Genomic DNA, 20252 nt, shown 5'->3' on the forward strand with positions numbered 1-20252 from the left:
CTTCTTCCTGAAAATCAAGCACTTCAGACGCATCGCCACGCGCTACGAACAGACCCCACGGGCGTTTATGTCAATCCTTTGCCTCGTCAGCGCGTTCATCTGGACCAAATGAATGTCAACGCGCTCTAGAGGGATCGGCCACCCGGTTACTTTACCGCAGAATTGCGAAGTGGCATCAACCTATGTCGTTGCGGAAACCTCCCCCCTCGGGGGCTCTCATTCCTGCCTATAGAGTTGGCTCACGGCGCACCCTCGGCTCACGCTTGGGCCTTGGCTTCTCGGCTTTCTCGATGGGCTCCTCAGGCTTGGGCTGAGGCTTACTGCGAGCTTTCAGTGGCTGCTCTCGTACAAGCACCGTGGTCGTGCTGGCCTCAATGCTGGGCTTCCTAACCCCTGCACTTCGTCTAGGTCCACGGAGCCACACGGTTTGATACACCCGCCACCAGAGCACAACAGGGCAGAAGCCGAGAGCAATCAACTGACCGTACCAGAGCCCGAGTGTTACTCCCTCGGCTCTCGTCGGGGCACCGTAGCTGCCGATCACGAGCCCAACGACTATGGCGACTGCTCCCGCTCCAAGTGTCCAGAGAGTAGCTGCGATGGCGCGTTCAAGGAACGGCAGAAGCCCCATGGTGTTGTGTGCCCCAAGAAGTGGAAAGTGAGCGGCTCATGCTCTGAAGGAGATGTAGGGCGTGGGGTCAGGATTGGGCTTCTTTGAGGCACGGCAGACCCATACGGAAAACCCTGCCGAAATCCGGTGTGGAAAAGCCTTGTATTTCCTGGCTTTTGTCATCCTAGCTTGACCATACGGCAAACATCTGATTATCGTATAGCAGGAACTACCATCGTGTTCAGTCACTCGGCACAAGGGGCAGCCATCATGGGCAAGCGAGCCGCCATCTATCTCCGCGTTTCCACTGATGGGCAGACAGTTGAGAACCAACGGGCTGACCTGACCAAGCTGGCAGAGCTGAGGGGCTGGGACGTGGTCGCCACCTACGAGGACGCTGGGATCTCCGGCTCCAAGGGCAGAGACAAGCGTCCAGGGCTCGACAACCTCCTCAAGGATGCCAAACGTCGTCGCTTCGACATCGCCTTGTTCTGGGCCGTTGACCGCTTGGGGCGCTCTACGTCTGCCGTGGTGACGGCGATGGATGAGTTGGAGGCAGCGGATGTCTCACAGTTCTACTTCAAGGAAAGCATGGACTCCTCCACCGCTCATGGTCGGGCGATGCTGGAGATGGCTGCCGTGTTCGCTCGCTTGGAAAGGGAAATGATCCGGTCGCGGGTCAATGCGGGTCTTCAACGGGCTAAAGCTGAGGGGAAGACCCTTGGTCGTCCGAGAACGAAGCAGGATGTTGAGGAAGCCATCATGAAGGCTCGTGCTGAGAATCCTAACCTCGGGATGATCAAGATTGCGAAGCAGCTTGGGGTGGGCGTCAGCGTGGTTCAGAGAGTGCTTGCGCTCTAACAGGTTGCTGCCACGGTTAACTCTACGCTACTAGATCACTGCATTAACCCTCGCCTTGGGGCGAGAGACATTCGAAGGATTTTACGTGACCACGTTGCTTGGCCGACTTGAGAGAGTTCCCCTGCGTGAGGTTTGGGAACATGAAGCTAGCAACTTTACCCCATGGCTTGCACACGCGGACAACATCTCCCTACTGGCTGGCGTTCTTCATCTAGGAGATTTGGTAGTCGAGGCTACTGAGAAGGATGTGGGCCGGTTTTCAGCAGACATTGTGGCTCGCGATGAGGAAGGCAATCTCGTCCTCATTGAAAACCAACTAGAACCAACAGACCATCGGCACCTAGGCCAAATCCTCACCTATCTTGCTGGCCTCAGTGACACTGCGACCGTAGTCTGGATTGCCAGGGAGTTCCTCGAAGAGCATAGAGCTGCCATTGACTGGCTTAACGCGAATACGATTGATCGCTATTCGTTCTTTGGCGTGGAGATTGAAGTCGTAAAGATCACAGGTTCCTCTGCGCTAGCCGCCAACTTCAATGTTGTGGCTAAACCCAACGATTGGTCACGTCGTGTTGGTTCCACAGCAAGGCGGCTTGGAGAGACCCCGGTCAACGACAAGCAGCGTCTATATGAAGAATACTGGGCCTTGCTCGGTGAGAGGTTCAGCAAAGCAACTGGTCGTCGTGTCCTCACCAAGCCCAACAGGGCCAACTGGTACAGCTTCGGAATTGGAGGTAAAGGCTTCTCCCTGTCCGTAGTTCTGAATCCAGCAGAGCGTTGGATCAGGGCAGAGCTGTGGATCGGCAACGGCCTTGCAAAGGCTATCTTCCAGGAGTTTCTGAAGGAGCAAGAGGCTATCGAGAAAGAGTACGGTAGCACCTTGGAGTGGGAAGAACTGCCAACAAGGAAAGGCGCTCGGATCTCAGCCTATCTCAGGGATCAAGATGTCAGCGTTAAGACTACATGGCCTGAGCAACACGACTGGCTCGTGAAACAACTTGAGAATATTCGCCGCGTTTTCCAGCCGCGCATTCGGAGCATTGACTTCAGTTCGCTTCGAAATGTGTATGGTGAAAGCGAGGAAACAGATATGGTCGGCGTGGCGGACTCGGTCGCCGCTTCATGACATCAGCTCGGGCATCACTTGATTCTTGGCATGGACTCAACGTCGGCCCGAGAGCATCTCGTCATTCCTGTTTCGGGCCGAGTTCCTCTGCTCTGACCTGCCTATAGGCCTGTTCCAAGATCCCGCAGGGATATTTGCCCACCTTGTTGCGGTACGCGCCTGTCGTGGATGGGCGGGTCTTCTTTGGTGGCTTGCCCAAGATCTCCAGGTGCAGTTCTCGCGCCCGTTTCCCCACACGGATGAGGAGGCTGTGATCCCATTGCTCCCCTCCTAGCTTCATGAACTGCTGGGTGGTTAGCAGCATCACCCGACAGGGTTTGCACAAGTCGCAATCAGTCTTCGACATGGTCAATCATTGGCTCCTTAGGCAGCATAGAGACCAGAAACGACTCTACGCACAAGCCTCCAGCGATTTAGAGCCAAATACCAATACGTATCAATGACATAAAGCGAAGCAGCTTGATTTTCCCTTCCTATAGAAGCAAGCAGGCAATTTTTCTGCCTGTTCGGCCCTCGGTGAGCGTTCCTGCCTCACTGCGGTGACCATATGCTTCCGTCCCTGTCCGCTGGACTACGGCCACTAATCAATCACCACATTCAAGGACACTCCCATGACCCACCGACACTGTCGGGTGGCGGGATGTGGCGCATCTGCGTCCTCCCGCTATTCCATCTACTGTTCCTTGCACAAAGCCCGACAACGCCGCCACGGAGCGACTGATCAGAAGGCCATCACCAAGGGAGACCTCAAGCCGTTCCTCAAGCTCGTCCAGACTCGCATCGATAAGAACCGAGAGAGTCCCCTGTGGTCCCAATTGGACGCCCGTTGGTCCGCATTGGATGACCATGCCCGGAGCCTTCTGGCCTTCCGAGGAGCCATGCCTCGCCATGAGCGCATCGCTGCCAAGGAGGTCGTGAAGCTGTATGACGCTGTTCCTCCTCGGGAGATCGTTCAGACCATCTTGGCTCTGTTCATGATGCAGGAACTACAGCCTCTACGCTTCAAGTCAGACAAAGCCTTCAGGACCCAACTTGTCAGGAGGGTACGGGGACTGACTGACCTCAATGTGGGTTCCTGGTTCGATCACCAGACCAGCAAGACCAAACGAGCTTACCGAGAACTCTCGCCACGGGCTGCCTCAGTACTCGGCCAGTGGCTCGCTGAGGCGTTCGGTGGGGCTGGCCTCCATCTCGCTCGTCTCGAACAAGTCGAAGCAGACAAGAAGCAAGAAGAGCAAAGGGCGCTCCACGCCTCACTCTCGCAGCTCACCTGATCAAACACTCACAGCAGCAACCCTCGTAAAGGTCCCCACAGTGCTAGGGATACTCTTAGCACGATGGGGGCTTTTCTGTTTTCTGGAACCCTAATGACCCATCACGACAACATCAAACAAGCCTTCTGGACCATCATCGAGAACCAAGCCCAGGATCGTGGTCACACCCTCACATCCTTCAACCGTCAAGTTGCTCAAAGCGTCCTCAATGGTGGTCTCCTTGCCTACGAAGATCGTCTTGAGGCCAAAGCGCAGTACAGGGTCATCAGTGCCCCAACTGGTTCCGGCAAGTCCTCGTATGCCTGGGCCTTGATAGGTGCGTTGATACAAGCTGTTCCAGGCTCCTCAGCCCTCTTCCTGTGTGAAACCATCGACCAGTGTGAGGACACCTACAAAGAACTGGTGAAGCTAGATCCTCGACACAGTGATTTTGACCGGTTGGCCTGCCGTCTCTTGTGACGGCACTTCGAAGCGGTGCGGGATCTGCAAGTGGATTGATCCCCATTGGACGGGGCCTCGGTACCAGATGCGAAGTCCGCAGCACGAGCTTGGCGGTGTCAAACCGTCAAAATCACTGTGCTAAGGATCTAGTTGACTCTAGCGACCTCGCTATCTGGACCAGTGCCCACGATAGGGCGAGACCGTTAGAGGACATCAGGCGGGGGTATGAGTTCACACCCTCGGCTCGCTTCTTCGCCAGAGACCTTACTTCTCATCGTGTGGCTATCGTCACCCACGCCTTTTATAGGGGGCCTCGTGGCGATCTGGCGAGGATCTACGAGGGTCAACCTCGGACACTGACCGTTGTGGATGAGCGACCAAAGGAAGTCTCCCTCTTCGACATTGATCAGGGGGATGTCGCCAAGATCCTGGATTGGGCAGTCGTCACCTTCGGGAATGATACTCCAGCCGAGAAGGCCCTGAAGGCACTTCGCAATTACCTCGTTGACACTTGGGAAATTGAGCGTCCCAAGGGGAAGAACTTCAAGCCTCTGATGCGATCTGATCTCTCTTGGTTCACCTCTGAAGAGGCAAATGCCGTTCTTGGTGAGAAGCCGGATAGTCTTGAAGGCATCGTGATCGGGTTCGCCCAGTCGCTTGCCACAGGGTACGCCTTCATGTCCCGCCATGATCGCAGCACCCGAGGTGGCCGCTTCGTGGGCTATCGGATGGACCTGCCAATTCTCCCTGGAACAGTCCTTCTGGATGCCACGTCTGACATCGATGGGGTCTCCCAGCTTGTGGACTGGAGAACACCCGTTCCTTCGCCAAGGGTGTCCTATGAGAACCTCACGGTGATTCATGTGGCTCCTCCTCCTGAGATCATTGGCCCTCGGGAGCGGGTCACAGAGATCGTGAAGAACGCGAAGCGGGCAAGGCCCTATGCCGAGTGGGTAAGGAAGACGGTCATCATGAACACTGAGCCGGGAGAGAAGGTGCTGGTGGTGACTCACAAGGCGCTACTTGCTCACGAGTACCTGCCGGACTCCATCAGCCTTGAGGAGGACGCCTATGATCTTGAGGGTCGGAAGGTGGCTTTCATCAACTGGGGCTATGGCATCGGATCGAACCGCTGGAAGGAGGCGGCCAGTGTGTTCCTCTTTGGCGAGTTTCACATCCCAAAGCGGGGCACAGTCGGCACGACGCTGGCTCTGATTGATCAACCTGCTGGCACTCCTTGCCTGGACCGGATGCAGAGCCCGAACAGTCAGGATGAGGTGTTTCTCAGCCTTCAGCACGGTCACCTGCTGCGCTGGGAGAAGCAGCTCGCCATGCGGGGAAATGCTCGAAACCTGACCCCAGACGGGATCTGTGGGCATCAGAAACTGTTCGTGACCTCAGAGTTCAAACGCTTCAGCCAGTACCGCGAGAGGCTCTTTCCTGGTGCGACGTTCATCGTTGACAGCTCGGTGAGCGAAACAGCCTCAGAGAAGGGCGGATGCGGTGCTGTCGCGGCCCTGTTGATGTCCTCTGAGCAGAACTGCATCACCAGTCTTGAACTGGAGGAAGTAACTCATAAGAACGACCCTCTCGGAAGCTAGTCTCGGCAACTGAGAGGGTTATACGTCCTATGGCTTCGGTCGATATCCTATGCTGATATCGCTGGGAGCCTAGGAAAGCTCACTCCGCGCAGGATCTACTCGCTATACCTAACTTCCTTCTATCACCCTGCAGCTTAAACGAAAGCCAAGCCGTTTCGTTATCGTCCATACGAGTGAACTGAACCTTGCCGCCATCCTCGACACGAACCTCGTCTGCCATCTGGAAGTCCGACATGGATGCTCCTTGCACGGCTACCGAGAACGTTACTCTAACTAACTCGTTTCGGTCGATTGTACTGAACCCTGCTTGATCCGCATTAAACCTACGCTCAACTTGACCAGATTTCAGGTTGATTGCGATGCCCGACGCAATCTTCCTGTACATATCCAAGGAGTGACCAAGGTTCTCATTTCTCTTCACATCGACAACAAATGCTACATGAGGAATTTTCGATCTGCCACGGCAGTAAATTCTATGTGTATATGTGCCGAATACAGATTCGCTCACAGTCTCGACGTAAGACCCTGCCTTTCCGAATGGTTCGACGGAAATCGGCGTGTATGTAGTCTCTGAGTTATCAACTCTGAGCTCGCGCATCTCAGCATCAATTAACCAGCGCATTTCCTCCCAAGGTGCAATGCTACTGGCCAGCGTCACCAGGTGCGGCCTCACACCCATGCGGATTACATACTCCAACAGCAGTCCACTGAGGAGTTGATCTGCCGAGCGATCAATCGAACTGGCCGTTTTCTCTAAAGGAGTGTCGCTCGCCTTCTTATCGTAGAACTGGTGAACCCCAATCTTCTCACCAATACCAAATCTGGTAGTCCCACCTAGAAATGCGTAGCTACACGCCGAAGCACAAATTCCGGCGGGTTTCGTTGCGGGAGTAGTATCCTCCTCACCCGTGTAAACCATCCCGCCCCGAATGAGACCGACTGTTTTACCGACCGATGTAAGGAAGTTCCTCGCCCTAATCGCCTCGCCTAGCTTAACGCCAGCGATAAGGTTCCCTCCAGGGGAGTTGAACGTGACGATTGCCCGGTAGCTTATCCCCTTTTCCTTTAAGAAAGCATCAAACTTCCCTGGAGTATCGGGTGTTATCGTCCCCTCTGCTACGATCCATTCGCATCCATTACAGTTCCCGCCATTGTATGCTTCCAAGAACACCATAGGCTTTGACAGGTCGTAGTCGAAGCGTTCCCCGTCATTCCACTGCGCTTGAGCAGGTGCAACCGGCGCAAAAGCGAGAGTCAAGAACAGGAGGACTGCCGGAATTATCCAGACGAAACGCGGGAGGGTTGTTAGGTTCATGGGATAAGCTCTCAAGCCGAGCGACGACTACGGAAGCTATCTACCATCGCCGACAAGCCACCGAGCGCGGCCATGAGAGCGAACCCACCGAAGAAGAGCAGACCAGCCTGCCACCAAGCCCAGTGCCAAGCGTGAACAGCACCCAACAATCCAAGGATCGAGCCGACGAGCGGCAGGTAAGCCAAGAATAGTGCTAACGGTCCGGCTACAATCCAGTGAAGACCCAGCCATTCGCCGAGCCCTGCCATGATTGCTGCAAGTTGCAACAAACCCAAACCTAAGTAAATGATAGCCCAAGGCACCCATGGTGTTGTCTTTCCTGCTCACTTATCGGCCAGCCGCAGGTTGAATGCTCCCGGACCTAGCCCCCAAGCCTCTAAGGTAACCACAGGATTAGCCTTGGCAATAACGCAGGTGGCGGAACGTCCTCTTAGCGATGCTTTTCAACAGTGCAGGGTCATGACGAACTGCATATGAGCGCAATTCTCGCTCTCCTGCGGCGGGGCGAATGCATTGAGGACGAGTAGGAGGAGCGATGTGGACTTGGTGCAGTGAATGCCATCGGCGTAGCAGCAGTCCACGGTTGACCATCACACAGAACTCTCACACATTGCTTCAGGATCTGCATGAGCATCGGAGGATGATTGTTGATCAGAAACCCTGGGTGGCTTAGAGAACAGGCAGGCCCAGGTGGCGGAATTGGTAGACGCACTGCTTTCAGGTAGCAGCGGATAACACCGTGGAGGTTCGAGTCCTCTCCTGGGCACCATCAACCCTCTGAGGGTTCGATCCGCAAAGCAATCCAGATCAAGCGAGCTTTGAAGTTGCCCGTATGGGCCAAATGGCTCGCCGTGTTCGAATCCTCCTTCACTGTCCAGTCGGCCGTACTCAACGGGTGAGAATGGGCCTGATCTCCTGAAGATTCTCGATGGTGTGCTCCAGGTGACGTCGGAGCGCCTGTGAGGCGTCCTCGTTCTTGCGGCGCTCCAGGAGTTCGAGAATCTGGAGGTGTTCCTCGCATTGCTGGCGATAGCGCTTGCGGTCGATCATCGAACGATAGGAGAGCAGACGCCGGACGCGGTTGATGCGCCGGACCGCTTCCAGGAAGAACGGATTGCCGGATGCGCCGATGATCGCCTCATGAAACCGCACGCCGCGCTCATGAAGTGCGTCGGCGCTGTCGGTCTCGATGGCGCCATTGAGAAGCCGGAGCTCCGCCTCGCGGCAACGGGCTGCCGTCTCAGAGTCGAGACGGTAGGTTGGTTCCAGCAGCGCAGCCGGTTCGAGAGCCAGGCGGACCCGATAGGTCTGCTCCAGGCTCTCCGGGGTCGTCAGCATGGGCGAGAAAGACCAGCCGTAGCCGGGGCGGCGCTCGGCCCAGCCTTCTTGTGCGATCCGGCTGAGAACCGCGTTCAGCTGTGCTTTCGTGACCGTATAGGTTTCCTTGAGGTAGGCCTCCGAGGCCGGATCCGGCAGGCGGCCATGAAGGTGATCCTCGGCGATCCTGAAATAGACCTCGGTGATGTCGTCCCTCCGGGCCAGGCCCAGGGCCTCCGCCGAGGGAGTCTTCGCATCGGATACGAAATAGCCACGGTTGCGCTCGTGGATGAGGACGCCCTTCGCGGCAAGGAGCTGGAGGGCTTGGCCCACGGGAAAGCGGGAGACGCTGAACCGCTCCGCCAGTTCCTGTGCGGTGATGTGCGTCCCGACAGCCAGCCCGGACCCCTGGATATGGTCGAAGATCTGCGCGGCGAGACCGTCGGTCATTTCACGCTTGCTGCCGGCTGAACGTTCACTGATGGGGAAATTCATCGAAAAACCTGACTTCGCCATTGGGAGCCGCTTTTCCTCTACGCGATTCCCATCGGTATAGCACCGCAGTTCGGCGTCTGCCGGGAGTGGGCCGGGAGATCGAGGGTCGATCTCCCGGCCGGCATTCATCAGGACTTCACGAGGCCGATCGATTTCAGGACGTCGCCGACGCGGGCCTGCTCTTCCTTGAGAAAGGTTTCAAACGACGCACCTGCCAGATAGAAGTCCTCCCAGCCGCGCTGCTTCAGGATCTCGGCCCATTCCTTCGATTTGACCAGCTTGTCGACGGTCTCGGCATGCGCCTTGCGCTGGTCCGCCGTGATGGCGGGAGGCGCCACGATCGCGCGCCAGTTCACGACCTCCACGTCCATGCCCTGCTCTTTCAGAGTGGGGACGTCGGCGCCGGAGAGACGCTTGCCGGACGAGATGGCGAGCGCCCGCAGCTTGCCGGCCTTGATCTGGCTCTCGAACTCGCCGTAGCCGGAGACGCCGGCCGTCACCCGGCCGCCGAGCATGGCCGCGAGGGCCTCGCCGCCGCCCGAGAAGGCGATGTAGTTGACCTTCGACGGATCGGAGCCGGCCGCCTTGGTGAACAGGGCCGCGAGGATGTGGTCCGCGCCGCCCGCGGAGCCGCCCGCCCAGGTCACTTTGGCCGGATCGGCCTTGGCGGCGGCCAATTCCTGAACATTCTTGATCGGCGAGTTGGCCGGCACCACGATGACCAGCGGGTCGCCGGTCAGGCGCGCGATCGGGGTCACCTGATCGAGGCCGACCGGCGACTTGTTGCTCAGGATCGCGCCGATCATGGTGATGCCATTGACCATGAGCTGGCTCGGATCGCCTTTGGCATTGTTGACGAACTGCGCCAGGCCGATGGTGCCGCCCGCGCCGGTCACGTTGGTGACCTGAACGCTCTTGGCGAGACCCGTCTGCGTGAGCACCTGCTGAATGGACCGGGCGGCCGAGTCCCAGCCGCCGCCCGGTCCGGCCGGAGCCATGATCTTGAGTTCCTGCTGCGCGAAGGCCGATGACGCGACGAGCGTCAGAGCGGCAACGGCAACGCTGCGAATCGTCTTGGTGAAGTGGCTCACGAGTTCCTCCCTTAAGGTTGCGTGAGATGGTGAACACGGAGTGGACTTTTGCCGCTCAGCGTCTGGTGATCGGCGAAGCCTTTCGCCGGGTGCTTTCACCGGTGCCGGTGAAGTCTGGTCCAGGTGTCTCGCGGCTTGTGCCCTCCGCGTTGACGACACGCTGCAGGATGAGGGGGATGATGCCGCCGCCGCGCAGGATCTCGACCTCGAGGCCGGTCTCGATCGCGGCAATGGCCATGAATGTCTCGCTCGTTCCCGATGCGCGCTGGATCGTGACGGGCACGGGGCCGCGCGGGATGATCGTCGCGGCATCGGCATCGATCAGGATCTGATCGCCAAGACGCAGATGCAGGGTGCTCGGGTGTCGATCTTCTGGGAGCCGCAGTGGCAGAATGCCCATGCCGATCAGGTTCGAGCGATGGATGCGCTCGAAGCTCGAGGCCAGAACGGCTCGTGCGCCGAGAAGCGCCACACCTTTCGCCGCCCAATCGCGCGACGATCCCATCCCATAGCGTTCGCCGGCGACCACCACCACGGACGCGCCCTCGGCGGCGTAGCGCCCGGCGACCCGGAACAGAGGCAGCTGTTCGCCCGAACCCATATGGATCGTGAAACCCGGCGCGATCTGCGGATCGAGCAGATTGCGGACGTTCTTGTTGGTGAACAGGCCACGCACCATGGCTTCCCAGTTGCCGCGCCGGGAGGCGAACACGTTCAGATCGCGGCGGTTCTCGCCACGCGCGACCAGATACTCGGCCGCCTCGCCCGTTTGCGGAACCTGACCGGCCGGGGAGATATGGTCCGTGGTGATGTCGTCGCCGAGCACGAGCAGCGGATGCGCCGCATAGGTGCCGAGCCGCGTGCCCTTGCCGAAGCCCGCGAAGGGCGGACGGCGGATATAGGTCGAGCCGGGATTCCAGGGGAAGAGATCGGTGGCCGGAGCATCGAGCACCCGCCACGTCTCGCTGGCCTCGGCCTCGTCGTATGACGTGTCATAATCGGCGGCGTCGATGGCCTGGGCCAAAGCCGCATCGATCTCGTCGCCGGTCGGCCAGAGATCGGCGAGCCTGATCTCCTCGCCTGAGGACGAACGGCCGACAGGATCGGTGAGGATGTTGCGGTTGACGTCGCCTGCCAGCGCGAAGGCGACGACGAGGGGAGGCGAGGCCAGGAAGCCGGCTTCGAGCTGCGGGTGCACGCGGCCCGGAAAGTTGCGGTTGCCTGACAGAACGGCGACCGGAACGATGCCGCGCTCCGTCATGGCCTGTTCGATGGCGGCGGGCAGGGGGCCGGAATTGCCGATGCAGGTGGTGCAGCCGTAGCCGACGATGCCGAAGCCCACGGCTTCCAGATCCTCCAGCAGACCGGCGCGACGCAGATAACGCTCGGCGGTCGGCGAGCCAGGCGCAAGCGAGGTCTTCACCCATGCGGGCGGCGTGAGGCCGAAGCGACGCGCCTTGCGGGCGACGAGGCCCGCGGCGACCAGGAGCCGCGGATCGGACGTGTTGGTGCAGCTCGTGATCGCCGCGATGGCGACGGAGCCGTTTCCGAGTTGGCCCTCCGACGCCGGACAGTCCGCGAGCAGCGGCGCGAGAGCGTGGACCGTCGCTCCGGCGGGAATGCGATCCTGCGGCCGGCGCGGTCCGGCAAGGCTGACCTCGACCTCGTCGAGGTCGATCTCGACCGTGCCCGTATAGCGCGGTGCTGCTTTCGGATCGAACCAGAGTCCCTGCCGCTTGGCGTATTCCTTCACGAGGCGGACGTGATCGGCGCTGCGGCCCGTTTCGCTTAAATAACGCAGCGTCTGGTCGTCGATGGGAAAGAAACCGGAATTGGCGCCGAATTCCGGGGTCATGTTGGCGATGACGGCGCGGTCGCCGGCGGAGAGCGTCGAGACGCCCTCGCCGTAGAACTCGACGAAGCGGTCTGCGAGGTCGATGCGGCGCAGGCGCTCGGTCACGGTCAGCGCGAGGTCGGTCGCGAGCACGCCCTGCTTCAAGCGCCCCGTGAGGCGCACGCCGACGATGTCCGGCACCCGGATCATCACGGGCATGCCGAAGAAGACGCTCTCGGCCTCGAGTCCACCGACGCCCCAGCCGAGCACGCCGATGCCGTTGATCATGGGCGTGTGGCTGTCGGTGCCGATCAGGGTGTCCGGCATGGCCCAGGACACGCCATCCCGCTCGGCCGTCGTGACGACGCTGGCCAGGCGCTCGAGATTGAGCGTGTGCATGATGCCGGTGCCGGGCGGGTGGACGCGAAATCCGGTGAGGGCACGCGTGGCCCACTTCATGAAACGGTAGCGCTCGGCGTTGCGCCCGAACTCACGCTCCATGTTGCGCTGAAGGGCATCGGGCGAGCCGAACACGTCCACACCGAGGGAATGGTCGGTAGAGACATCGACCGGGAGCACGGGGTTGAGCCGGCTCGGATCGTGCCCGGCTTCGGCGAGGGCTGCGCGCATGCCGGCAATGTCGACCAGAGCCGGTCCGCAGGTGGTGTCATGCATCATGACCCGGCCGGGCAGGAACGGGATCTCCTCCTCGCTGCGCCCCGTCTCGAGCCAGTTCAGAATCGCGGCCTTGGCCCGTGGAGCGTCGTCGCCTGCGGTGCGAAGGACATTCTCCAGCATGACCCGCAGGATATGCGGCAACCGTCCGAGGCTGCCGCCGGCCGCTGCCGGAAGATCGACGATCCGATGTTGCCGCCCATCGACCGCAACGGTCGCCACGGCAGCTCGCAATCTGGGGTCACAGGACATGCTCGAACGATTGCATAAGAGAGACAACAAATGCAAATAGATTTTGCATTTTCGGCTCTTAATATGGCAATCCCTGCCGGCATGGTGTACGCCAGCTCGGTAAAAGCCGGGAGCGGCAATGAGAATGATGTTGCAGAAATGCCCTTGAACGATCGATTTCCGTCAGCTTTCGGAGTGCCCGCTCTTGGTTCATCCCAAGACGCGGGAGTGGATGAGGCGATGCATGTCCACATGCAGCACGGCGCGAGCGAAGCCGCCGTCGCGCAGGCCATTCCACGCCGCCAACTTCGCGACCGCCATCGAACGCCGCTTCGGCATTTCGCCGAAGCGCGTCAGGGCTCGTTGAAGACGGACGCTGCTAGAGCTGTTTCCACGGATGCGGGATCAGCACTCTTCGTTGCTTTGCCGTACTTTTTGACGGTGAACCGGACCACTTCGCCGAAAAGCGCTCTGGTCGGGCGCAAGCGTGTGATCTTTGCAGGTTCCTCCGGTGCTTCGGGCTCATGTCCTCCGGCCGAGCGCCATGTAAGCCGCGGCCGTCCAGGAGAAGGTATCTCCGCCCAGGCCCTCGCCCGTCGTCGGATCGAAATACTCGCAGAAGCCTGACGTCTCGATAGCACGGACGGTACTCTGCTCGATCCGGCGGGCGAGATCCGCGGATCCGTTCAGGCGCAAGCCATCCGAGATGAGCCAGTTGATCACGGCCCAGACCGGGCCACGCCAATAGCGCTTCGGCTCGAAGGACGGTGAGAAGGACGGCGCTGAGGGGACGCCGACGACCATGCCGTCAAGCCAGCGCTCGATCTCCGCCACAATGGCGCTTCGCTGCCCATCGTCGAACGTCAGAGCGACAAGAGGAATGAAGCCTGCCTGCGTCGGCGTTTCGACGTCGTGACCCGAAATCAGGTCCAGATTGACGAAGCGGGAGAGCTCCGGGCGCCAGCGGCTGGACAGGCCGTCGAGCAGCCTCCCGTGCATGCGCGTGAGTTCGACTTTCTCCTCGTCGGTCCCAAAGGTTTCAGCCAAGTGCATAAGATCGGCTGTCGCACGCGCCAGGATGCCGGTCATCTGCACGTCGGCCACCTTGAAGGGGGCGGCCGCCCATTGCCGCTTCGGATCCCAGCCGCAATCCCGATAGGTATCGACGAGATGGATGAAGCGCTGATAATCCTCGTCACGGGGCCGCATGGAGGCGTCCACGTGGCCCGTGTCCTTGCGGCGGATCGTGGTCGTCGTGGTGGTCGGCACGCGGGCCAACGCCTCGTCCCAGGCGGGCGAGTTGTCGCTGCCGCTCTCCCAGGGATGAAGGATCGACACGAGGCCGAGGCCTTCCGGATCGCGCGCGGTCAGCCACCAGCGATGCGAGCGCAAGGCCGCCTGAAACAGCACCCTCGTGCGCTCCGTCGCGGCGGCCTCGCCGGTTGCGAGAGCGGCCTCGTGAACGTGGCGCAGGGCCATGCCGAAGACCGGCGGCTGCGTGATGCCGGAGGTCGGAATGCGGTGCCGCGTGCCCCACACGTCCGGGCCGGGGAAATAGGTATCGCTGGGCGCGTGGAACACGATATGCGGGATCATGCCGTCGTCCCACTGCCCCTCGATCAGGCGCTCCAGCTCGCGATAGGCCCGGTCCACGTCGAAGAGGGCAAAGCCCATGGCCACGAAGGCGGAATCCCAGTTCCACTGGAACGGATAGAGCCTGTCGGTGGGCACCGTGTAACCGCCGCGATCGTTGCGCGCGAGAATGGCGCGCGCCGCCTCTTCCTTTGGAAGCGTGTTCATTTGAAAAAATCCTTCAACTCAAGGCCGGGCGACGGCGCACCCGGTGGTGCTGTCGATCCAGGTCACGCGCGCAGGATCGACGGTAAGGCCCACACGCGCGCCGGCGTCCACTTTCGCCGTCGGTGGCGCGACGATGCGGGCAAGCTGGCCATCGATGGAGCCTGTCAGGAGCAGGTGCGAGCCCATCGGCTCCACGACGCGTACATCGAACGGAATGCCGGAACCGTTGGCGCTGAGGGCCGCATCCTCGCCTCGCAGGCCGAGTTCCAGGGTCTGTGCCGTCGTTGGGCACGGCAGCACGGCGTCGCCGATCTTGGCCGTGCCCTGGCTGCACTGGACCTTGATGAAGTTCATCGGCGGTGAGCCGATGAAGCCGCCGACGAAGCGGGTTGCCGGCGTGGCATAGATTTCGAGCGGCGATCCGATCTGGTCGATCTTGCCGCCATACATCACGGCGATGCGGTCGGCGAGGCCCATGGCCTCCGTCTGGTCGTGCGTCACGTAGATCGTCGTGGTCCCGGCTTCGCGCAGAACCGCCTTCAGTTCCGTGCGCATCTCAAGGCGCAGAAGCGCATCGAGATTGGAGAGCGGCTCGTCCATGAGCAGCACGGCGGGCTCGGCGGCGAGCGCGCGGGCCACCGCCACGCGCTGGCGCTGGCCGCCCGAGAGTTTTGCCGGATAGCGGTCGAGATAGCTCTCGATGTGGAGCAGGGCCACCGCGCGTTCGACCTTGCGCTTGACCTCCGCCTGCGGGGCCTTCTGCATCCGCAACCCGAAGGCGACGTTCTCGAAAACGGTCATGTGCGGGAAGACGGCGTAGTTCTGGAACACCATCGCGAGACCGCGCTTGCGCGGCGCGAGGTTGCTCACGTCCTGCCCGCCGATGATGACACGTCCGGCGGTTTGCGTCTCGAGACCGGCGATGATGCGCAAAAGCGTGGTCTTGCCGCAGCCCGAGGGCCCGAGCAGGGCCACGAACTCGCCGTCATTGACGGTGAGCGAGACTTCCTGGAGAGCGCGGAAGGAGCCGAATTCCTTGACGACGCGGTCGATGACGATGTCAGCCATGAGGTGATCCGTTACTTGCTCGCGATGCCCCACACCGCGAAGAGATATCGTCTCACGGCGAAAATGAAGAGCACGGAGGGGATGATGAGAATGAAGCCGCCGGCGAAGCGGTAATGGAGCGGGCTCTCGGCCAGAATCCGCAGCAGATAGGCGGTGAGCGTCCGCTCGCGCACGGTGAGGATCGAGGCCGCGAAGACCTCGTTCCACGAGATCACGAAGGCGAAGATGGCGGTTGCGGCAAGACCCGGCAGGGCGAGCGGTAGAACCACCTTCATGAAGGCCTGGAAGCGTGTGCAGCCGAACACCCAGGCGGCTTCCTCGTATTCGCGCGGGATGCCCATGAAGAGGCTCTGCGTGACAAGCGCCGCGAAGGGCAGGGCGAGCACCGTGTGGATCAGCGAGACGCCGAAGGGCGTGTCGTAAAGCCCCAGGCGGATGAACGAGACGGTGAGCGGCAGCGCCAGGATGGCGAGCGGGAACGCGCGGGTGAGGAGAACGAGCAGGCGATAGGCGTTCTGCCCGCGGAAGGTGTAGCGCGCCAGCGCATAGCCCGCGGGAGCGCCGAGCGCGATGGAGAACACCACCGTCAGGCCCGCGGCGATGAGCGAGTTGACCAGGGCGTTGAACACGCCATCGATGGCGAGAAACTGGCTCATTGCCGCAAACGACAGGTCCGTGGGCCAGATCGATTTCGGCCAGCGGAACACGCCGAGTCGGCCGCCGAAAGCGCCGAGCGCCACGAGATAGATCGGCACCAGCACCCAGGCGATCAGCACCGCAAGACCTGTCCAGAGTAGCAGGCGGCGCGCGGAGGGAAGAGCCATGCCGCGGCTCGTCGAGGTTGGTTTAAGTTCGGCAGCGCTGGTTGTCATGGGAGCTGCTCCGGACGCGTTCTCAGCGCGCGCAGATAAACGGCGGTTGCGGCGAGCGAGATCGCCATGATGAGCACCGCGTAGGCTGCGGCGACGCCGTAATTCTGGTTGTCGTTCTGCCAGACATAGGCCTCACCGGCGAGAACCGGGAAATTGCGCCCGCCCAAAGCATAGACGACGGCGAAGACCTCGAAGGCGAGCACCGTGCGCAGGATCAGGGCCGATTGCAGGCTGGGCTTCAGGAGCGGCAGGGTGATCTTGGTAAAGCGCGTCCAGGGTTTCGCGCCGAAGATCTCGGCGGCTTCCGCGAATTCCTTCGGGATCAGCTGCAGGCCCGCGATCAGGATCACCAGCACGATCGCCGTGGCACGCCAGAGTTCGGCAAGCACGATGGCGAAGAACAGGGCGACAGGAGTCTCCTGCGAGAGCCAGCCGACAGGACCCTGGATGATCCCAAGCGCATAGAGAGCGGAGTTCAGGTAGCCCGTATTCTGCAGCAGCGCGAGCCAGGCGAGGCCTGCGGCGAGGTCCGAGATTCCCAGCGGAATGGTGAGCACCCACAGGACCAGGTCGCGACCCTTGTCGAGTTTCGACACCATGGTGGCCATGGCGAGCGCCAGCACGACCTGGAGCGGCACGACCACAAGCGTCAGGAGGAACGTGTTGCGGACGGCGAGCGAGAAATTCAGGTCGCCTGCCATACGCTGGTAGTTTTCCAGCGACAGGCCTTCACCGGCGGAGAACGACAGCCAGACGGTCTGCACGAGCGGCACGAGAAAGAGCGCGCCGAGAAAGACGACCGAGGGCGCGATCAGCGCATAGGGAATCCAGGATGTGCGCGCAGGCATGGAGCCGCTCCACTCGCAAGGGACGGCCCGGCGGAGCCTTATCCGCCGGACTCAGGTGTCAGGTTACTGAACCGGGCAGGCGCCCTGGCTCGGCTTGTCCGGAGCCCAGCAGGGTGCGCCGGTTTCCTTCATGAGCGTGTCGAGGACCTTCGCCTGGGCTTCGAGCACGTCCTTGACCGGCTCGTTGCGCAGCACGATGCGCTGGAACGAGTCCATGTAGACCTTGTTGAACTCGCCGCCCTTGGCCCCGAGGCCGACAGGCAGGAGCGACACGAGCGCATCCTTCGCGTTCTGCGTCGCGGCGACTGCACCGGCGAGCAGCTTGATACCGGGCGCGAGGTCCGGCGGCAGCTCGGCCTTCACGACCGGGAAGAAGCCGACTTCGGCAGCCGTCGCCAGCTGCGTCTGCGGCTTGGTCATGTGCTCGATCACCGCCACGGCGCCGGCGCGGTTCGGCGCATCCTTCGGAATGGAGAGACCCGCGATCACCGGCATATAGCCGCGTCCCTTCGGACCGGCGGGTGCCGGGAAGGCGACGAACTGATCGGGCTGCAGGGTGAGCGCTTCCTTCACGCGGGCGATGTGATCCCACGCGATCCACACTTCGCCGGCCAGAAGCGGCTCCTGCATGAAGTTGTAGTTGGTGGAATTGGGGTTCGACACGGCCCACAAGTCTTTCAACGCGTTCCATCCGGCCTCGGCATCGGCAGACTTGAAGGTCGTCACCACGCCGCCGGTGAAGGACGGATAGAAATAGCCCTGGAAGAACCGCGGCAGGAGGCCCGTCGGGCCGGCCGGGAAGCCGAGGCGACGCTGGCCGGTCTTGTCGACGATGTTCTTGCCCCATTGCTGCAGCTGCGCATAGGTGAGGGTGTTCACGTCCGCGCCCGCCGGAAGGTATTGCAGCGCCTGCTTGTTGGCGACCATCACGTAGGTGGCCTGCATCCACGGGATGTATTGCTGCTGACCCGTGCCGAGCTTGCCGAGATCCATGAGGCTCGCGGGAATGCCGCGATCGGTCAGCTTCGCGGCGACATCGTCGACCGGCTGGAGATCGGCTGGAACGTGCGGCTGCAACTCACCGTGAAGGGCCCCGACGACGCTTGCCGTGCGCTTGCCGGCCTGCGTCTCCGCCTTCATGCGCACGGCAAAGGCAGGCGGCTCGTCCACCACATAGGTGGTCTTGCCCGGAAGACCTTTCAGCAGAACTTCGCGGACTTTGGTCGCTTCCTCGATGGGACGAAGCTGTGTCGAGTAAAAAATCGTTTCCTGCGCCTGTGCAACGGTGAGCCCTCCGAAAAGGGCTGCCGCGGTGGCAATGGCGCGAAGCGATACAGGATGCGTCATGTCCTTCCTCCATCGGTCCCTTCTTGGTGCCGCTCGACCCGGGGCCGGAAGGTCGAGGGCATCGGAGTCAGTTCGCCGGTTCGTGGGTCGCCCTCGGAACCTGCCGAACCGGCAGAATGGTTTGCAACTCGCGGCCATCGCGCCCGCCGAGCCGCGCAATCAGCATTTCCGCCAGTTGCCGACCCACATCGGGAGCCGCGATCTCCATGCTCGAGAGCGGCGGATCGGTGAAGGCGGCGGAGGGCAGATTGTCGTGCCCGATCACGGCGATATCGCGCCCAGCGGCAAGGCCGCGCTCCCTGAGGGCACTCAGGGCGCCGATCGCCATGCTGTCGGTCGCGCACAGGAGAGCGGTGGGCGGTGCACCCTGCTGAAGCAGCCATTGCGTGGCTTCATAGCCGCCGGCTTCCGTCGGTTGCGCCGTGTATTCGAGGGGCTCCGAGGAGCCGACGTCTTCGAGAGCGGCCAGCCAGCCTTTGCGGCGCAGATGGGCGAAGGTCAGATCCTGCGGAGCGGCAATATGAGCGATCCGCCGATGGCCGGATGCTGCGAGCTGCCGAGCGGCGTCCCGGAAGCCGGCCTCGCCGTCTCCGTCGATGAAGGCATGCTCCTCCGAGCGGGCTGTGCGGCCATGGGTGACGAAGGGGATGCCGCGCTCCTTCAGGAAGCCGACGCGCTCATCCTCGAGCCGCGTGCGCACCACGATCACCGCATCGGCCCGGCGGCCATCCAGAAGTCGCCGGTACGTGTCCATCTCGCCCGCGCGTCCGGCGGTCGGCAGCAGCATCAGGTCGAGGCCTTCCTCGGCAAGTCGCTGCCCGCAGGCCGCCAGCATGTTCAGGAAGATGGGAGGTCCGAACTGGCCCGGTTCCGTCGGCAGGGTCACGGCAACGGCTTCGGCCTTTCGCCGCCGCAGACTGCGGGCCGCCGGATTTGGCCGGTAATTCATCGCCTGGGCTGCCGCCTGAACGCGCTCGCGGGTGGCGGGCGCCACGTCGGAATAGCCGTCGAGGGCCCTCGACACCGTCGTAATCGACAGGCCGAGCGATCGCGCGAGAAGCTTCAGGTTCGACACAGGGCGTAGACTCTCCCGGAGCATCGGGTCGATCCGATGCTTCTTTCTCTTGCTGAGCGCATCGTTCGGAAAACTGAACCCGCTTTTCGCTGACGCGGATCTCTGGTTTCGCACGATGTGTGCCGCCTCTAACTAGATCTCCAAAACGTTTTGGAAAGTCAATATTCCCACAATAGATCATTGGTATAATGTTCTCCTGTCGGGAGCAGCAGAGACGGCAGGCCTCAGAAGGGTCTGAGCTAACCCGGTTAATTCACGGCGCCCCATCTGAGATTGGCTGTACGAGCCTTGCTGGCAAAGTTGACCGGATTTCAGGCATGTCCTCACCACCTCCAGGCGTTCTGCTTGGCGGATGAGAGCGGCGCGTTTGC

17 protein-coding genes and 1 tRNA gene are annotated in these 20252 nt (G+C 61.4%); 7 read left to right on the plus strand and 11 right to left on the minus strand.

The genetic code is table 11. The annotated features are described in order from the left end of the window. Nucleotides 1-847: 847 nt before the first annotated feature. Genes FS320_RS22490 through FS320_RS22495 form a run of 3 tightly spaced genes read left to right on the plus strand, consistent with a single transcriptional unit; the run spans nt 848 to nt 2597 of the window. Nucleotides 848-1471 (plus strand): recombinase family protein, encoded by a 624-nt coding sequence (locus FS320_RS22490; protein WP_338105445.1) that lies wholly within the window; start codon nt 848-850, stop codon nt 1469-1471. A 42-nt stretch (nt 1472-1513) separates the two neighbouring features. After that, a complete protein-coding gene (locus FS320_RS50830) occupies nt 1514-1582 on the plus strand; it encodes a hypothetical protein (RefSeq protein WP_420846765.1) in 69 nt (22 codons plus the stop codon). After that, the gene (locus FS320_RS22495; RefSeq protein WP_162003160.1) at nt 1557-2597 is read left to right on the plus strand and encodes a DUF4268 domain-containing protein; all 1041 of its coding nucleotides are present in this window, start codon (nt 1557-1559) and stop codon (nt 2595-2597) included. Before FS320_RS50830 ends, FS320_RS22495 begins: the two co-directional genes overlap by 26 nt. 61 nt (nt 2598-2658) lie before the next feature. Here FS320_RS22495 and FS320_RS22500 read toward each other — a convergent pair whose 3' ends face one another. Next, nucleotides 2659-2949 (minus strand): hypothetical protein, encoded by a 291-nt coding sequence (locus tag FS320_RS22500; protein ID WP_152714173.1) that lies wholly within the window; start codon nt 2947-2949, stop codon nt 2659-2661. A gap of 526 nt (nt 2950-3475) precedes the next feature. On the opposite strand from FS320_RS22500, the gene FS320_RS48185 reads away from it, so the two are divergent. The 3 genes from FS320_RS48185 to FS320_RS22515 all read left to right on the plus strand — a co-directional run bounded on the left by FS320_RS48185 (nt 3476) and on the right by FS320_RS22515 (nt 5913). Next, a complete protein-coding gene (locus tag FS320_RS48185; RefSeq protein ID WP_244627304.1) occupies nt 3476-3871 on the plus strand; it encodes a hypothetical protein in 396 nt (131 codons plus the stop codon). Nucleotides 3872-3964: 93 nt separating this feature from the next. Then, nucleotides 3965-4330 (plus strand): DEAD/DEAH box helicase family protein, encoded by a 366-nt coding sequence (locus FS320_RS22510; RefSeq protein ID WP_152714175.1) that lies wholly within the window; start codon nt 3965-3967, stop codon nt 4328-4330. Between the two features lie 95 nt (nt 4331-4425). After that, on the plus strand, nt 4426-5913 hold the full coding sequence (locus tag FS320_RS22515; protein WP_152714176.1) for a hypothetical protein: 1488 nt from the start codon (nt 4426-4428) through the stop codon (nt 5911-5913). Between the two features lie 79 nt (nt 5914-5992). Here the strand turns inward: FS320_RS22515 and FS320_RS22520 are convergent, their stop codons facing one another. Next, nucleotides 5993-7228: a COG3904 family protein gene (locus FS320_RS22520; protein ID WP_152714177.1), complete on the minus strand. Its 1236-nt coding sequence runs from the start codon at nt 7226-7228 to the stop codon at nt 5993-5995. A gap of 684 nt (nt 7229-7912) precedes the next feature. On the opposite strand from FS320_RS22520, the gene FS320_RS22530 reads away from it, so the two are divergent. Next, nucleotides 7913-7997 (plus strand) — tRNA-Leu (locus FS320_RS22530). A 119-nt stretch (nt 7998-8116) separates the two neighbouring features. On the opposite strand, the gene FS320_RS22535 is transcribed toward FS320_RS22530, so the two are convergent. The 9 genes from FS320_RS22535 to FS320_RS22575 all read right to left on the minus strand — a co-directional run bounded on the left by FS320_RS22535 (nt 8117) and on the right by FS320_RS22575 (nt 19881). Next, nucleotides 8117-8995 (minus strand): GntR family transcriptional regulator, encoded by an 879-nt coding sequence (locus tag FS320_RS22535; protein ID WP_152714178.1) that lies wholly within the window; start codon nt 8993-8995, stop codon nt 8117-8119. A 173-nt stretch (nt 8996-9168) separates the two neighbouring features. Further along, nucleotides 9169-10131 (minus strand): Bug family tripartite tricarboxylate transporter substrate binding protein, encoded by a 963-nt coding sequence (locus FS320_RS22540; RefSeq protein WP_338105446.1) that lies wholly within the window; start codon nt 10129-10131, stop codon nt 9169-9171. Between the two features lie 55 nt (nt 10132-10186). Beyond that, nucleotides 10187-12862 carry an aconitate hydratase AcnA gene (acnA, locus tag FS320_RS22545; RefSeq protein ID WP_338105448.1) on the minus strand — a complete coding sequence of 892 codons (2676 nt, stop codon included), beginning with the start codon at nt 12860-12862 and terminating at the stop codon, nt 10187-10189. Nucleotides 12863-13393: 531 nt separating this feature from the next. Then, a complete protein-coding gene (locus FS320_RS22550; protein WP_152714180.1) occupies nt 13394-14671 on the minus strand; it encodes an MGH1-like glycoside hydrolase domain-containing protein in 1278 nt (425 codons plus the stop codon). Nucleotides 14672-14689: 18 nt separating this feature from the next. After that, nucleotides 14690-15739, minus strand: a complete 1050-nt coding sequence (locus tag FS320_RS22555) for an ABC transporter ATP-binding protein (protein WP_152714181.1) — start codon at nt 15737-15739, stop codon at nt 14690-14692. Nucleotides 15740-15750: 11 nt separating this feature from the next. Continuing rightward, on the minus strand, nt 15751-16611 hold the full coding sequence (locus FS320_RS22560; protein ID WP_152714182.1) for a carbohydrate ABC transporter permease: 861 nt from the start codon (nt 16609-16611) through the stop codon (nt 15751-15753). Next, complete coding sequence (locus FS320_RS22565) at nt 16608-17459, minus strand: carbohydrate ABC transporter permease (protein WP_152714183.1); 852 nt, start codon at nt 17457-17459, stop codon at nt 16608-16610. Before FS320_RS22565 ends, FS320_RS22560 begins: the two co-directional genes overlap by 4 nt. 63 nt (nt 17460-17522) lie before the next feature. After that, nucleotides 17523-18806, minus strand: coding sequence for an ABC transporter substrate-binding protein (locus FS320_RS22570; RefSeq protein WP_152714184.1), 1284 nt, complete (start codon nt 18804-18806; stop codon nt 17523-17525). Nucleotides 18807-18873: 67 nt separating this feature from the next. Beyond that, nucleotides 18874-19881, minus strand: a complete 1008-nt coding sequence (locus tag FS320_RS22575; protein WP_162003162.1) for a LacI family DNA-binding transcriptional regulator — start codon at nt 19879-19881, stop codon at nt 18874-18876. Nucleotides 19882-20252 lie beyond the last annotated feature (371 nt).

It is taken from the genome of Microvirga tunisiensis, from assembly GCF_009296175.1.
Classification (GTDB): domain Bacteria; phylum Pseudomonadota; class Alphaproteobacteria; order Rhizobiales; family Beijerinckiaceae; genus Microvirga; species Microvirga tunisiensis.